Genomic DNA, 16,343 nt, shown 5'->3' on the forward strand with positions numbered 1-16,343 from the left:
TGTGATTTATTTTCTAAGTAGAGAGAAGTGCCCAGTCTTTTTTCTTACTTTTCCATTGGAATCAATTAGCTCAGCGTTATACCAATAATCATTTGTAGGTAAGGTCGTGCCATTGTATACGCCATCCCAACCTGGGTGATTTTTATCAGTAATTTCATTAATGAGTTTTCCGTAACGATTAAATATTTGAACTTTTACAACATCGTAATAATCGTTATTAGTTCCTAAGACTTTCCATGTGTCAAAATTCCCATCACCGTTTGGTGTAAAGTGACGTTGGAAATAAATAGTTGAAATTTGGTTTGATGTAGTAATTCCACATCCATTTCGGTCTCTAATAGAGATTGAGTTTAACCCAGGAGGGATATCAGTAAAAATATATGATAGGTTTTCATTCCCTTTGACAAAGTCGCTAAGATTTGTGCTATTTAAAGCATATTCGTAGTCACCAATTCCATCGATAGTGATTTCAATTTTGTTACTGTCTGGATTATCTTGGTCGTCTACTGATTTAATATTTATAATTAATGCTTGGTTGGATTCTTTTATAAAGAAAGTATTATAGCCAATGTAAAGAGAATTTATGTTAGGATGCTTTCTATAAGCTTCAACTTTATATTCTCCTGCAGAATTTGCATTTATAATAGCAGATGTTTCACCTGAAATTAATTTACCATTTAAATACCACTTGTAGGTATCAGTTGAAATTCCTGTATCAGCATTTAAAGGAATTGTATTTGGTTGAGGGTTTGTTCTTGGATTATCGACACATAAAATTAAGTCATTAAGGTTTCCTTGTGGTACAGGAATTTTTTCTACAAAAATTTTAAAACTCCCAACTGCTTCACAAGATGTAGCTCCTTTGTTTGAAATTCTAACATATACATCAGAATTATCGGTAAATAAGTCGTCTTGGTATGGAGGCACAATTTGATTTGTTTGTAATGATGCGTCATTTGCTGTTCTGTAATATTGGAAATCATGAGTAGTTTCCGATAATGTTCCTCCAGAGTTATTAATTATTTCTTGAGTTTTCAGAGAAAAATCAAGAAAACCGTTGTTAGTACCAACACTAAATTTAGCATCAGGATTAGATGCGTTTTGATCTAATTCATGAATGTATTCATTGGTGTATGAAGTTAACCCTGTAGGGTTTACTTGCAAATTGACAACATCAGTTTGGTAACATTGTGTAGTATTGTTAGTAATTCTTACAGTTATAGAATGATTTATGGTTGCTAAATTGGTATAGTTATTTTTGTTAAGTGGTGTTAAAAAACTAGTGTCAGATGTTTCAAAAAAATCTATTGTAACCTCAGAAAGGTTTTTTACTAGTGCTTTTTCTAGTATTTCTAGGTTGAAAGTTGTAAATCCATCAATGGTATTGTTATCAAAATCACATTGAATATATGGAGGTAATGTGTTAATTGCCGGCTTTGGTTCAAATGTAATTTGAACTTTACCGGTATATGTTTTTTTACAATAAGAGTTAGATTCTATTTGTATTTCATACAAACCACTGCCATAATTAGTATTGTCAACTGTTAAAACCCTTGTATTAGCTACTTCTGTTCCATCTTTAAACCATGTATATGTATCACTAGGGTTGTTCTTTTCTGGTTGAATTTGATAACTTTCTCCAATGCAAAAAACTTGATTGCTATTGTTTAAAACTTCATTATTAGCAAGGTTTATTAGCTTTACAGGGGCAAAAAATGATTGGATAAAAGGAGGCAAACCTTGTGAAGACCTTGCCCCGCCAAGACTAACAGCATTTGATGTAAACTGAATGTCAGTAGCATTGTCTTCGGGGTTTTCTATGACCCCTAAATGACTTCTTTCAGGAATGGAAGCATAGATTTTTCCGTTAGGAGCAAGCTGTAAAGCACCTCTATAACCTTGTTCTTGATGAACTTGAGTTTTAGTTTGTGGAATATTAGAGTCTAACAAATCATATTGAAAAATTCTAAAAGAATTACTGTTTTCATGATATAAAGAAGTATATAGTTTTGTTGATTGTTGTGAAAACTCAACGCCATAAGGGGATCCATCAATTGGGCCGTCTGTAAGAATTAAACCATTAGGAACTACTTTACCCGTAGCGTTATCAAAATCGTATAAAACTAACCTTCCACTTCCGTCATTAGTAAAATCAGCTAATGCTACCTTAGTTCCATCGGGAGATACTTTTAAATATCCTCTTTTATCTCTTAAAAAGTATGAAGAAGTTGAGATTATTGGGTTTGTTGAATCTACTCCATTTTTATCAATTTTATAGGCGTAAAAAGTATTTTGTACTATAGATAAAGCCCATATTTCTTTACAATCTTTTCCTTGTACAGCAGTAACTTTCTCCGACCATTCAAAATCTCTACTATCAGCTAAGTTTACGGGGCCAGAAATAATTTCTCCACCATTACCTTTTGAAATATCTATAGTATAAAATTTAAATCCAGGATTATCTGGGTAGGGAAGGTTTCCTATAAAGTTGGTACCCACGGTAAATATGTAATAAAGGTTTTTATCTTCAGGGTTAGGGACAATTAAACCTGATTGTGAGCTTGATGGGTTTCCTTGAAGGTTATCTGCTAAACCACCACTAGAATAATGCATTAACTCGTGGTTTTTTGTCCAAACATTAATTCCATCTGAATAAAATAATAAGTTACCATTTTCGTCTGAAATGGTTGAACAACCTTCGTCTGTTTTTAGTAGTCCATCATTTAATGTTACTGGATTTCCTGAGTTGAAATCCAGTCCTGCATTATTCCCAAAATACCAAATATTTGCTTCTTTTTGGCTATATGAAGAAATAGAAACTATAAAGAAAAGTGCTAGAAGTAGTTGTTTTTTCATTTAAATGGAATTAATTATATAAATAAAACAACTAAACTACATAAAACCCTCTATAAATCTCGTTTTTTTAACAAAGCATATGATGAATAAATAAAAATAGTTGTCCAAATTAATACAATTACGATGTTAAATAAACTAACAGAGTAATCTTTCGTGAAGTTTTCTCCTATTTGATTTGCAACTGATTTAACTGCACCTAACCTTGTAAAAGGTTCTTTAATTAAGTTAGCCATAGACTCTAACGGGAAAAACTGCATAATTGAATTAACAGCTTCCTCAACACCTGTTTTTGCATTTCTAAATGTCCAGTATAAATACCCTTTAATTAGGCTTTCTATAATTAACCAAACAATCATAGCCGCTACAGCAAAAGCTGATCGTTTAATTAAGACTCCTAAAAACAATCCAAAAGAGAAAAAACCTAAAAGTTTAATGAAAAAAGCAAATAAATAATCCAAGTCTGAAAATATAATAGCAACTTCATTAAAATCAGAATATATAGCACCAAGAATTAATGAAACAGCAAAAACAAAAATGGTAGAAATAAGAGAAAAAGCTATAACAGTATAAAACTTTGAAAGAATAAATTCTTTTTTACTTAAGCCATCAATTAAATTTTGTTTTAAAGTTTTATAACTGTATTCGTTAGCCATCATAGAAACAATAACTAGCAATAAAAAGAATTTAAAAATAGCAGCCATATATGTGTTAAAGTGCCAGATATAAGGGAAATTAAAAATTCCTTGTTCAGCTAAATGAAACTTAATAGGACCTATATCAAATTTTATTGCTGCAATTAAAGCGATTGAGGTTAATAAAGCGAAATATATAATAGAAAGAACTTTACTAGCTCTGTTATATTTTAATTTATGAATTTCTATATTTAAAAGTCGTAACATGGTGTAGGTTTATTGGTTGTTGGTTAGATCTAAGAACTGTTGTTCTAAGCTAGGTTTGCGTTTTACTAAATGAGAAAGAGAAACACCTTTATCAAATAAAAATGTATTAATTTCTGATGCTGACAATTCTGATGCTAGACTTGCTATTAAAACTCCATTTTCTTCTTTTATTTTTCCTATTGCTGGGTGATTTTCTAAAAGTTGAATAAGTGTGTCTTGATTATCGGTTTGAAGTTCAAAAAATCCGTTTGAAGCACTCATTTCATCAACCCTGCCACTATATAGTTTTACACCATTTCTAATTACTACTACATGTGAACATACTTTTTCTACTTCATCAAGTAAATGAGAAGCAAGTAAAATTGTGGTTCCATTTTTAGCAATTTCTTTAATTATTTGACGAATTTCATGAATTCCTTGAGGGTCTAAACCGTTTGTTGGTTCATCTAAAATTAAAATCTCAGGATCATTTAATAGGGCAGAAGCAATAGCTAAGCGCTGTTTCATTCCTAAAGAATAAGTCTTGAATTTACTGTTTCTACGTTCATAAAGGTTTACAGTTTTTAGTTTTTCATCTATTTTATCGTATGAAACACCTTTAATTTTACATATTAATTGTAAATTTTGAACAGCGCTCATGTATGGATAAAAATTAGGGCGTTCTATTATAGCTCCTACTTTTTTTAATGCTTCGTGTGTAGTAAGGTTTCCGTTGAACCAACTAAAACTACCTGAGGTTTTGTTTACTACATTTAAAATGATTCCTAATGTGGTCGATTTTCCACTTCCATTAGGACCTAAAATTCCGTAAACAGTTCCTTTTTGAATGTCGAAAGAAAGGTTATTTACGGCATGAACTTTTCCGTATTTTTTATCGAGGTTTCGAATAGATAAAATTGTTTCCAAGCTATTTTGGTTTTGTTGATTATATGTATTTGACGATTGATACAAATTATTGTTACAATGTATAAAAAAGAAAAGACTTCTTGTATTTAAGAAGTCTTTTGTTGTTGTTAAAATGTATATGTCTTTTATTTATTGTCTATTAATCTAAACCCTTCACCGTGAATGTTTAATATTTCAACATTTTCATCACTCTTTAAGTATTTACGAAGTTTGGCAATATAAACATCCATACTACGAGATGTAAAATAGTTGTCATCTCTCCATATTTTTGTTAAAGCTAATTCACGAGGCATTAAGTCATTTTTATGAACGGCTAACATTCGTAAAAGTTTACTTTCTTTTGGTGATAGTTTTTGTGGTTCACCACTTTTGTATATTAAATGACGTAGTTTAGAGTTGAAGTCAAAAGCCCCAATTTTAAATTCAAACTCATCATTATCGTTTGTTTTTTCGGTTTCTTTACGCTGTAAAATAGCTTTGATTTTATGTAATAAAACTTCTGAGTCAAAAGGTTTATTTAAATAATCATCAGCACCTACTTGATACCCTTTTAAAACATCTTCTTTTAGTGTTTTAGCAGTTAAGAAAATAATAGGGATTTCTTTGTTAGTTGAACGAATGTCTTCAGCTAAAGAAAAACCATCTTTACGAGGCATCATTACATCTAAAATACACAAATCGTACTCTGCATTTTTAAACATAATTAAACCATCTATTCCATCTTTAGCATGTGTAACATTGTAATCATTTAATGCTAAATAATCTTTCAGAACTGTTCCAAAATTAGGATCATCTTCTACTAATAATATTTTTTTACTCCCCATTTTTAAATAATTTATATTAATGGTAATTTAACTGTAAATGTACTTCCTTTACCCTTCTCACTTTCAACATAAACGGTACCTTGGTGGCTGTCTATTATTTCTTTTACATAGGCTAAGCCTAATCCATGACCTTTTACATTGTGTATATTCCCTTTATGTTCTCTATAAAACTTATCGAACACATACTTTTGAGCATTTTTACTCATTCCTATCCCCTCATCTTTAATCTTAAAGATAAAGTATTTATTTGTGTTTTCAGTAAATACATCAATTTTTGGTGCATTTTCTGAATATTTTAATGCGTTTTCTAACATGTTAACAACAACATTTGTTAAGTGAAACTGATTTCCAAGAACTTCTGTTGAAATAGCTTTAAAATGAGTTGTTACACTTCCTTTTTTGTCGTCGGTTAATAGCTGAATATGTTCAGTAGCCTCTTCAATTATGTCGTGCATGTCTATTGCATCCTTACTAATTTCAATTTGGTTCTTTTCGAGTCTTGAAATTCGTAATACATTCTCTACCTGTCCGTGCATACGCTTATTTTCATCGCGAATCATTTGAACATATCGCTTAACCTTTTCTTCATCTGATATGATTTTCGGGTTTTTAATTGCATCTAAAGCTAGATTAATAGTAGCAATAGGTGTTTTAAACTCATGTGTCATATTGTTAATGAAATCTGTTTTTATTTCAGAGATCTTTTTTTGACGAATAAGTTGATATAACGATGTTGAAAAAGCAGCAATGATAATCCCTATAAAAAATAAAGAAAGTATCAGTACTTTCATCATACCTGAAAGCAAATTCTTTTTCTCGTTAGGAAATTTAACATATAGTTTATATTTGCTATTTCCGTTTTCATCTTCCAATAACGGATAGCTAATATCTTCTGGTTGTATATTAAAATATCCAGATTTTAACTGTGTTGCTAAACCATCTTCATAAACAACATATTTAAAATCTTGTGTAATATTCATTTTAGCAAACTCTTCTTTAAGAGTGTAACTTAACTCTTTATTACTTATTCTTTGGTTAATAGGAAACACGGCTTTACTTCGTCTAAAAGCATGTTCCATAACTTCATTATTCCAACTATTATAAGTTCTAAAAGTAGAGTAACGGTTTTCATCTAAAAAAGGCTTAAAATCTTTATTTTCAGATTTTATTACCTGAGAAAAGTAAATATCTTCTTTTCCCGAGTATCGTTTAATAATGATAGAGTCGTTATCTACAAACTCATTGGGCATTTTAATACTCTCTTCTAAAATAGTACTACCAAAAGAAAACTTTTTTTTGCTTACCGTATCAACTTGTTGAAAAAGAAAAGTTGTTATTTCAGCATCAGTTCTTAGCTTATCACTTTCAAAATAATCTTTATAATTTTGCTTAAACTCTAGATACTCTCTCTCTTTTATATTTTCAGAGGTGCGAGCTAAAGCAATTTTTACATTGTTTTTAAATTGTTCTTTTTTATTTTTAATAGCATCGTTAATCCAATAGACTTGAATAGAGATGATTCCTATTAAAGAAATACTCATTAAAATAACAATGAGAATAAAAATTTTCTTACCCATTATTCAAAAATAAATTAATAAAATTTAGGCGTATAATCTTTTAACTTAGATTAACAAAGTTACTATAAAATTAAGATAATTTTAACAAAAAAAAATGAAAAAGTGCAAATTAACTTCTTTTTTTTGTTAAAGAATTGTGGATTTTTAAGACTTGTTCTTTTGATTTTGTAAGTGTAAGGTTTTCAATTAAATAGTTTGATTGAAGTGTTTTTTTAGTTTCATCCCATTGATTTTTAATTCTGTTTTCTACTTCTTCAATGGTTGAGCTGTCTCTATTTATGACTCGACTAATTCTTATATCTTCAGGAGCAGTAACTGTAATAATTTTATCGCAAAAAGAATCGCTTCCATTTTCAAAAAGAATGGCGTTTTCATACAAAATGTAATCTTTATTATTGTTTTCTTTAATAAAATGCTGCAAATGTTCATTAACGACAGGGTGAACGATAGCATTAAGGGTAGTTAATCTTTCTTTATTGTTAAAAACAATTGAAGCTAAGTAAGACCTATTAAGCTCATTGTTAACATAAACTTGCTCACCAAATTCGGCAATTAGTTGAGTCTTAATTTTAGCGGATGTATTCATTAGCCTTTTAGCTTCATCATCAGCAATATAAATGGCAATATTTTCAAATTCTGAAAACATTTTAACTATGGTAGATTTCCCACTACCAATACCGCCTGTTAAACCTACTACCATACTATTCATATATTAAAAAATCAATCTTATTAGGAACTATTCTTACCAATGTAACCATATCAGGAAGGTCTTTTATTTGAGGGGTAAGATAGTTAACTTCTTTGTTTTTAGATTGTAGATAATCACACTCTACTTTAAATAAGTCAGGTGTTACTTCATTAAAATTCTGCAAGCCTACTTTATAGATAATCTTAACTTTCTTAGGAAAGACATTAATTCCTTTTGGAGCATTTTTTACAAACACAGGAACTTCTATTTGTCCTTCGGTAAACTTATCAACGTCAATACTAATTTCAGCTGTTGAATGGCTTGATTTAAGTTGTGTATTTTCTGGAAAGATAATAGGAGAGGAGATATTAGTACTCTTTGATAAGTTTTCTAACGTTATATTTTCTAGGGTTAAAAATTTTGTTTCTTTAACATAGGTTTCATCTCCAGAAATTAAAACACTATCAGGAGTAATTGTTACAGGTTTTGAGAGGTCATACCCTAATTGAAAAGTGATATTTAAGTTAGGTTTTAAAGGGATTTTTTTTGAACTAAGCGTGCCAATTTTTAAAGGAATTGTATCTTCTACAATTTCAGTTAATTCAATGCTAGATTTTAATTGTTCTTGAACTTCTGAAGTTAGGTCTTTAGATAAAAAGTAATAATTAGTTCCAGTTTTCTTAGAAACTTTAGTAAGATCTAGCTTAATCGGCTTATGGGTAATGCTAGCAACTAACAAATTATATCCACTACTTTTTAGTTTTAAAGAAAGCTGATTAATAGGTGTTTCTATTAATGTTTTTTGTTGTGGTAGTTGTACGTATTCAACACTGTACACAAGGGTAGTGTCATATTCTTTTGATAGATTGATAAGCAACCAAAAAAATACTGAAGTAGTTAAAAAACCAAAGAAAGTTTTAGGTATGTTAAATTTTGTTTTCAAGAAATAGTTTATTGATGCAATCTACGTAAAAAACAAAAAAGTGAGCTCATGAGCTCACTTTTTTATGAAAAAATATACTATTATTTTTTAGTCTCAGTAGAATGTTTTTTACTCATTTCCATAGAAATGGCAGAACGTTCAAACTTTATTTTACCCGCACCAGTTTCAATAGTAACTGTGTTGTCAGTATCGTTGATTTCAACAATTTTACCATGAATACCACTAGTGGTAACTATTTTTGCTCCTTTTTTGATTTCAGTTTGAAATTGCTTTTCTTTTTTTTGACGTCTCATTTGTGGACGAATAATTAAAAAGTAAAAGACAGCAATCATTGCTACAAAAGGAAGCATGTTCATTAAACTTTCTTGAGAGCTAGCTTGTAAAAAAATGGTTATAAACATTATGAATTTTTCTTTTTAGGAGTTACCATTCCAGAAATCTTAATAATTTCTCTACCTTTTTCAGTGTTGGTAGTTAGGGTAATAGATTTTGATTGTTTGTTAACTCTTCCGTTGGTGTTAAAACTAACTTTAATATCTCCTGTTTTACCTGGAGCAATAGCCCCTTTTGGCCATTCAGGAACAGTACATCCACAAGATGCTTGTGCATTTGTAATGATTAAATCGCTCTTACCAGTATTTGTTACTAAGAAGGTCGTTTTAACAACTTCTCCTTCGTTAACAGTACCAAAGTCAAATTCTTCTTTGTCAAAAGAAATAACAGGAGCACCTAAACCAATAGAGCTGTCTCTTTTTTCTGCGTTTTCAACATTTTCTTTTTTAACTTTTGATGAAGCATTTCCTTGTCCGCAAGAAACTAACATTCCTGCCGATACAACAAATGCTGCTATTACTGCTATTTTCTTCATTGTAAAAATATTTTTAATTTATTGTAAAAATACTAATTTATTATAATAAACCTCTACCAATTTTTACCATCTTATTTGAACTTAGGTAGTCTTTGGCTAATTTATCTAAAACACCATTTATAAAGTAACCACTTTTATTCGTTGAATAATCCTTAGCTAGTTCAATATATTCGTTTATAGTAACTCTACTTGGAATAGAAGGGAAGTGTAAAAACTCAGTAATTGCCATTTTAATAATAATCATATCAATATCTGCAATTCTATCAGCTTCCCAATTAGGAGTTTTTTCTATGATGTCTTCTTCGTATTTGTGTTGATGTAACATCGTTTTTGTAAACAAATCAGAAACAAAGATTTTATCCTCGTTATCTTTATATAAACTACCTAAAATAAAAGGTTTATTGGCTTTTTGTTTGTTTAAAGATTTAAGAGTCCAAGTGTTTACAAAAGGAATATCATCTACCCAAGAAATCATTTTATCTTCAAAATAATCAGCTAATTTTTCATTAGGAGCTACTATCTCTCTAAAAAAGTCGATAACAAAAGCTTTGTCTACATTAAAAGAGTCTTCAACAGTATCCATATACTTTTTATAAAGATCACTTTTTTGTAGCTCATCTAATAAAATCTTTACGTACTCATCATCAAGATCCCAGTAATTTAACTTGTTAAGCTCAATATAGCCTTCTAAACTCACACTTTCGTTAAGTAAGCTTAAAAGCTTATTATCTATAAATTTTGTGTTTGGATTCAGTTCTTCTTTAGTAGCAAGTATTTTCTTTTTAGAAAGCTCTATTCTCTTACGAGCTAATTTTTGCACTTCAACTAATAATTGAAGATTTAAAACGTACAAATCGTACATTTTTTGAATGCTGTGTTTTAAGAATTTTCCTTCCTTAACCAAATCATCGCTATGCGATTGTTGCATCGCATAAGCCGACTGCATTACTTTAACACGAATATGTCTTCTGTTAATCATTCTAAAGAACTTTAAAAAAAAGAGCGATAGAAACCATTTCTAACGCTCTGCAAAAGTAAAACTTTTTTATTTTTTATCTAGCTATTTTGCTCTTTTTTGCGAGCATCAATTCTTGCTTGTGCAATATTGAAGGCAGCTTGATGTGTAGTAATGTTTTCTTTTTCTGATAAATTGAAAATATCTAAAGTAGTATTGTAGATGTTTTCGGTTCTTTTTAAGCTCTCAGCTTTATCGTAACCTATAACTTCAGCATATACATTAATAATACCACCAGCGTTAATTAAGAAGTCAGGAGCATAAGCAATTCCTTTATCTTTTAACATTGTGCCGTGCTTTAATTCGTTAGCTAATTGGTTATTAGCAGCACCTGCAATTACTTTAGCTTTTAATTGAGCAATACTTTCATCATTAATAGTAGCACCTAAGGCACATGGAGCATAAATATCTACATCTAGTCCAAAAATATCATTCCCTAATACTACGTTAGCACCATATTTTTTACTTAACTCTTCTAAGCGAGCTTCATTAATGTCGTTTAAAACAACTTGAGCACCTTCATCAGTAATGTGCTTTACTAAAGTTTCTCCAACATGACCAACACCTTGAACTAATACTTTTTTACCATCTAAGTTTTCAGTTCCAAACTTATATTTAGCAGCAGCCTTCATACCCATGTAAACACCGTAAGCTGTTACAGGAGAAGGGTTTCCAGAACCTCCAATACTTTCAGAAACACCTGTTACGTGTGGGGTAACTTCACGGATAATATCCATATCTCGAGTTTCCATTCCAACATCTTCGGCAGTAATATACTTTCCGCTTAAAGAATTAACAAACTCACCAAACTTACGCATTAAAGCGTCATTCTTTTGAGTTTTAGCATCACCAATAATAACTGCTTTACCACCACCAAGGTTTAAACCAGTAATAGCAGACTTGTAAGTCATACCACGAGACAAACGTAACACATCGTTTAAAGCTTCCCATTCACTTTTATACTGCCACATTCTAGTACCTCCTAAAGCAGGTCCTAAAGTTGTATTATGGATACCGATAATTGCTTTTAAACCTGTATCTTCGTCGTTGCAAAAAACGATTTGCTCGTGATTGTCAAAAGATAATTGACCAAACACTGGGTCATTCTTAAGATCTTTAGTATCAATGATTTCTGATGTCATTTGTTTTGTTTTTTAATTTGAGACGATTTGGATAATCTCAAAAATTCGAGTGCAAAAGTAAGAAATCATTAAAACATAAGCAAAAAAAGAGGTCTCAATTAAGGTATCTTTAACAGGGCGTCTTTATAAAGTTTAATTTTTATAATAAAATAGAATTGAAAGCATTACAATACTTAAACAAGTACTTTGTCAAATACAAATGGAGGTTATTATTAGGGATTTTAATTACGATATTATCAAAAATACTGACACTTAAAATTCCCAATTTTGTTGGTGACTCATTAAATGTTGTTGAAGATTATCAATTAGGTAAAATAACTGAAATGTCAGAAGTAAAAAGTATTCTTTTTACAAATATCCTACTTATTGTGGGAGTAACATTATTGGGTGGCTTTTTTACATTTTTAATGCGTCAAACTATTATTGTAATGTCACGATTAATAGAATTTGATTTAAAAAACGAGATTTATCAACAATATCAACGATTATCACTTAATTTTTATAAGCAAAATAGAACAGGTGATTTAATGAACCGTATTAGCGAAGATGTATCTAAGGTACGTATGTATTTTGGACCAGCTATTATGTACTCGTTAAACATGTTGGTTTCTTTTGCAGTTGGATTTACCCAAATGTATGCGATATCACCAAAGCTTACTTTGTATACAATGATACCTTTTCCAGTTTTATCAATATCAGTTTTTGTTTTAAGTAAACAAATCAATAAGCGAAGTACCGTGGTTCAGCAATACCTTTCAAAATTAACAACTTTTAATCAAGAGTTCTTTTCGGGTATTAATGTGGTGAAATCATACGCAATAGAAAGTGCTGTGACTAAAAATTTTGATACGTTGGCAGATGCAAGCAAAGACAAAAACATTAATTTATATAAAGTACAAGCGTTGTTTTTTCCATTAATGATTTTGTTAATAGGAATCAGTAATATTATAGTATTGTATGTTGGTGGTAGTTTATATATTAATGATGAAATTAAGGTAGGAGCTATTGGAGCATTTGTAATGTATGTAAATATTTTAACATGGCCAGTAGCTGTCGTTGGTTGGGTAACTTCTATGGTACAACAAGCAGAAGCTTCTCAAGAAAGAATAAACGAATTTTTAGAGCAAGTTCCAGAAATTAAAAATGCAAATGAAGGAGAAACGATAATAGAAGGAAATATTGAGTTTAAACATGTCTCTTTAACTTATGAAGATACAAATATTACTGCGTTAAAAGATGTTAGCTTTAAAATAGAAAAAGGAGAAACGCTAGCAGTTTTAGGGAAAACAGGAAGTGGTAAATCATCTATTATTAATCTGGTTTCACGATTGTATGATACTACAGGAGGAAGTGTGTTAATGGATGGAAAAGATATTAAAACCTGTAACTTGTATGATATAAGAAACCAAATAGGGTTTGTGCCACAAGAACCATTTCTGTTTTCAGACACCATTGAAAACAATATAAAATTTGGTAAAGAAGACGCCACAGAAGAAGAAATTATTGAAGCAGCTAAAAATGCGGTAATTCACGAAAATATCATCGATTTTAAACAAGAGTATAAAACTATTTTAGGAGAACGTGGTGTTACGCTTTCAGGAGGGCAAAAGCAACGAACCTCAATAGCAAGAGCTATTATAAAAAAGCCTAAAATTTTAATCTTTGACGATTGTTTATCAGCAGTAGATACTGAGACAGAAGAGAGAATATTATCTAACTTAGAACGAGTTTCTAGTGATAAAACAACGATAATAATAAGTCATAGAGTATCATCGGCAAAAAATGCAGATAAAATAATTGTATTAGATAACGGAAAGATAATTCAGCAAGGTGTTCATAATCAATTAGTAAAACAAAAAGGGTATTACAAAGAGCTATATGAGCAACAGCTTTTAGAAAAAGAAATATAGCATTTCGTATTGTCAAGTCAAATATTTTGTTAGATTTGTTGAGAAAATTTAAGTAAACAACTATTATTTTAAGTAACGAATTATGAGCGAGAGAGTAGAACAAGAGGAAATCTTTTCACAAGTTTTAAGAGCAGGAAGAAGAACATATTTTTTTGATGTTAGATCTACAAAGGCAGATGATTATTATTTAACAGTGACAGAGAGTAAGAAGTTTACTCATGATGATGGTTCTTTTCATTATCAGAAACATAAAATTTACCTATATAAAGAAGATTTTCAAGACTTTAAAGAGATGTTGAATAAAGCAACAGACTTTATCGTAAATGAAAAAGGATCTGAGGTAATCAGTGAACGTCATCAAAAAGACTATAAAAAAGAAGAAAACGCAGCAACAGAAGCAACTTCAACAGAAAGTTTTACTGACGTTTCTTTCGACGATATTTAAGCAGAAGAAACTGTTTTGCATAACTCTAAACACAAATGTATAATTTGTGTTTAGAGATTGGATTGTGCAGAAAAAATCAATTCAAATTCAATTTACACTTAGAAAAACTGCCAATTGTTGCACAAGCAATTGGTGGTTTTTATTTTTTATATAAGCGATTTTATTTTGTTTGGTAGTTTTGATGCGAATTCAACCAGCTGCTTATAAGTTAAAGTTCTACCTACTCTACTATTAAGTTTATCTTCACGCTGGTTAATCCTAAGTAATTTTTGTTTCATAGGAAAGCGAGTTTTTGAGTTTATCTAAATATAATAAAAAAAACTGAATTTCAGTAGGTTATGTTGTTTTGAATTAAAATATCTTGTGAGTTAGGTGTTTTTCCTATAAAATTTTTTTCATAGTAGTTGTTTTCGCTACCGTTTCTTGCCATTCTTTTGTAGGATTACTGTCAAGTGTAATTCCACCACCAATATAAATGTATATAATATTGTCAGAAACTTCCATACAACGAAGGTTAACAAACAAATTACTTTCTTTAGTGTTAATGTTTAGTTCGCCTAAGAACCCCGTATAAAACCGTCTGTGATAACTTTCATTATCCAAAATAAACTGCTTTGAAGCTTCTAAGGGTAATCCGCAAACAGCAGGGGTAGGGTGTAAAGTTTTGATTAAAGAAGCAGTGTTAGTTTTTAGCTTACCATTAAGAACTGTTCTTAAATGAAGTAATTTCCCTGCTTTAATAGTTTCAATTCCTGATGTTGTAACTTCTGAAGAGATATTTGATAGTCTATCAATAATGTAGTCAGTTACAAATTGTTGTTCTTCTAACTCTTTAGATTGCCATGTAACATTAGTTGTTCCATTATAAAGTTGAGTTCCAGCTAAAGACATGGTAGTAAAACTGTTGTCTTGAATACTAACCAAGGTTTCTGGAGTAGCTCCTAACCATAAACCAACTTTAGGATGATACCAAAGATATACAAAAGCAGTAGGGTAGTGGCTCAATAGTTTTTGAAAAGTTTCAATAAGGTTAAAGTCAGGTACTTCAACTTTTTCTTTTCTAGAAAGTACTACCTTTTTAAACTGATGATTTTTAATAGCTGCTATTCCCTTTTCAACTAGTTGAATATGTTTTTCTTTGGAAGTAGTATCAGTAGCGTGATTTGTGTTGTTAGCTACAATAGTATCAAAAGTAGTTTTTTCTTCAATAATAAAGGAAGATTGATTTTGAGGGATTAAAATAGCTTTCTCTTTACTATCAAATGGAGCGAAAATAAACCCGCTTTCGCTATAGTTCTCCGAAGTAATTAAATCATCATTTTGTTGAAACCATCCTTTTATTGTAGACGTATTGGGTTTTCTATAAGTAACAAAAGGTAATTGTTTGTCTAAAGCTTTTTTTATGTTTGAAAAAATACTCAATCTAGTTGCTGTATTAAAAGTTCTTTAATCGTGTCAAATTTACTCCAAATAAACCCATGACCAGCATTAGGAACGCTAATTAACTCAAATTGATTTTTAGGAAATTGACGTTTTAAAAAAGTAGAGTTTTCAAAAGGAACGATCCAATCGTTAGTTCCATGAATACTAATTATGTTGTTAAGTGTAGATTTCCAATGGTTTTCAAAAGTTTGTAAATCTTGTTTATGAGATAATTTTTCCTTACTTGCTTCTTGCCAAATAGGAGGAACAAGCCATCGAGTAAGCTTCCAATTATATAAACTTAAAGACCAAGGTATAGGTTCTACTTTACTATATACAGCAGGAGCCAACAAAATTACTTTTCTAACTTTTTGTTGAATGGCTAAGGCAATAGGACCACCATAAGAATAACCTACTAAAATTGTTTTATCAGGGTTTATATCTTGTAAAATACGCTTTAGCATATCACGTTCAAAAGCAATACTTTCTTGAACCGAGCTTTTGTCTTGATAATTGTAACCAATTCTGTCGTATGAAATCATATTAGCTTTGCTAAGTAATACGCTGTCTTTCATATATTCAATAAAGTCAGTAGAAGAACCTATCGTTCCGTGAACAAAAACGAGTGTAGGTAAAGTCGTGTCTTTTAGAATAGAAAGTTTTCTATACTTAAAACCTTTAAAGTTTTCATAAGTTAGGAGAGGAGTAGCAGAACTACCTGAAAATTTCTCAAGTACTTTTATATCAGGTTTAGGAGCAGAAAAACTCCAAAATAAATAATACAAAACAAGGAAAAGCACAAAAAGAGCAATTCCAATAAACTTCAAGATTTTTTTTAGCAATTTCAT

15 protein-coding genes are annotated in these 16,343 nt (G+C 30.3%); 2 read left to right on the plus strand and 13 right to left on the minus strand.

All coding sequences use genetic code 11. The features are described 5' to 3' along the window. Positions 1-6 precede the first annotated feature (6 nt). From C7448_RS06590 to C7448_RS06640, 11 genes are all read right to left on the minus strand, one after another. On the minus strand, positions 7-2,856 hold the full coding sequence (locus C7448_RS06590; RefSeq protein WP_115900564.1) for a T9SS type B sorting domain-containing protein: 2,850 nt from the start codon (positions 2,854-2,856) through the stop codon (positions 7-9). Positions 2,857-2,906: 50 nt separating this feature from the next. Continuing rightward, positions 2,907-3,755, minus strand: a complete 849-nt coding sequence (locus tag C7448_RS06595; protein WP_115900565.1) for an ABC transporter permease — start codon at positions 3,753-3,755, stop codon at positions 2,907-2,909. Positions 3,756-3,764: 9 nt separating this feature from the next. Continuing rightward, positions 3,765-4,661: an ABC transporter ATP-binding protein gene (locus C7448_RS06600; protein ID WP_115900632.1), complete on the minus strand. Its 897-nt coding sequence runs from the start codon at positions 4,659-4,661 to the stop codon at positions 3,765-3,767. A gap of 125 nt (positions 4,662-4,786) precedes the next feature. After that, positions 4,787-5,485 (minus strand): response regulator transcription factor, encoded by a 699-nt coding sequence (locus C7448_RS06605; protein ID WP_115900566.1) that lies wholly within the window; start codon positions 5,483-5,485, stop codon positions 4,787-4,789. An 11-nt stretch (positions 5,486-5,496) separates the two neighbouring features. Beyond that, positions 5,497-7,062: a sensor histidine kinase gene (locus C7448_RS06610; protein ID WP_115900567.1), complete on the minus strand. Its 1,566-nt coding sequence runs from the start codon at positions 7,060-7,062 to the stop codon at positions 5,497-5,499. Between the two features lie 109 nt (positions 7,063-7,171). Further along, entirely contained in the window at positions 7,172-7,771 is a 600-nt protein-coding gene (gene coaE / locus C7448_RS06615) for a dephospho-CoA kinase (protein WP_245939443.1), read from the minus strand. Next, the gene (locus C7448_RS06620; protein WP_115900568.1) at positions 7,764-8,693 is read right to left on the minus strand and encodes a YbbR-like domain-containing protein; all 930 of its coding nucleotides are present in this window, start codon (positions 8,691-8,693) and stop codon (positions 7,764-7,766) included. The genes coaE and C7448_RS06620 overlap by 8 nt, the downstream gene beginning before the upstream one ends. Positions 8,694-8,773: 80 nt before the next feature. Then, on the minus strand, positions 8,774-9,094 hold the full coding sequence (gene yajC / locus C7448_RS06625) for a preprotein translocase subunit YajC (RefSeq protein WP_115900569.1): 321 nt from the start codon (positions 9,092-9,094) through the stop codon (positions 8,774-8,776). Beyond that, positions 9,094-9,561 carry a DUF1573 domain-containing protein gene (locus tag C7448_RS06630; protein WP_115900570.1) on the minus strand — a complete coding sequence of 156 codons (468 nt, stop codon included), beginning with the start codon at positions 9,559-9,561 and terminating at the stop codon, positions 9,094-9,096. The genes yajC and C7448_RS06630 overlap by 1 nt, the downstream gene beginning before the upstream one ends. Before the next feature lie 40 nt (positions 9,562-9,601). Then, on the minus strand, positions 9,602-10,540 hold the full coding sequence (gene nusB / locus C7448_RS06635; RefSeq protein ID WP_115900571.1) for a transcription antitermination factor NusB: 939 nt from the start codon (positions 10,538-10,540) through the stop codon (positions 9,602-9,604). Positions 10,541-10,617: 77 nt separating this feature from the next. After that, the gene (locus C7448_RS06640) at positions 10,618-11,718 is read right to left on the minus strand and encodes a Glu/Leu/Phe/Val family dehydrogenase (RefSeq protein WP_115900572.1); all 1,101 of its coding nucleotides are present in this window, start codon (positions 11,716-11,718) and stop codon (positions 10,618-10,620) included. A gap of 155 nt (positions 11,719-11,873) precedes the next feature. Here C7448_RS06640 and C7448_RS06645 point away from each other — a divergent pair, with 155 nt between their 5' ends. Together C7448_RS06645 and C7448_RS06650 are read left to right on the plus strand one after the other, a co-directional pair. Next, positions 11,874-13,628, plus strand: coding sequence for an ABC transporter ATP-binding protein (locus C7448_RS06645; protein ID WP_115900573.1), 1,755 nt, complete (start codon positions 11,874-11,876; stop codon positions 13,626-13,628). 82 nt (positions 13,629-13,710) lie between these two features. After that, the gene (locus C7448_RS06650; RefSeq protein ID WP_115900574.1) at positions 13,711-14,073 is read left to right on the plus strand and encodes a PUR family DNA/RNA-binding protein; all 363 of its coding nucleotides are present in this window, start codon (positions 13,711-13,713) and stop codon (positions 14,071-14,073) included. A 381-nt stretch (positions 14,074-14,454) separates the two neighbouring features. On the opposite strand, the gene C7448_RS06655 is transcribed toward C7448_RS06650, so the two are convergent. After that, positions 14,455-15,495, minus strand: a complete 1,041-nt coding sequence (locus C7448_RS06655) for an isochorismate synthase (protein ID WP_115900575.1) — start codon at positions 15,493-15,495, stop codon at positions 14,455-14,457. Next, the gene (locus tag C7448_RS06660) at positions 15,492-16,343 is read right to left on the minus strand and encodes an alpha/beta fold hydrolase (protein WP_115900576.1); all 852 of its coding nucleotides are present in this window, start codon (positions 16,341-16,343) and stop codon (positions 15,492-15,494) included. Before C7448_RS06660 ends, C7448_RS06655 begins: the two co-directional genes overlap by 4 nt.

It is taken from the genome of Tenacibaculum gallaicum, assembly GCF_003387615.1.
Classification (GTDB): domain Bacteria; phylum Bacteroidota; class Bacteroidia; order Flavobacteriales; family Flavobacteriaceae; genus Polaribacter; species Polaribacter gallaicus.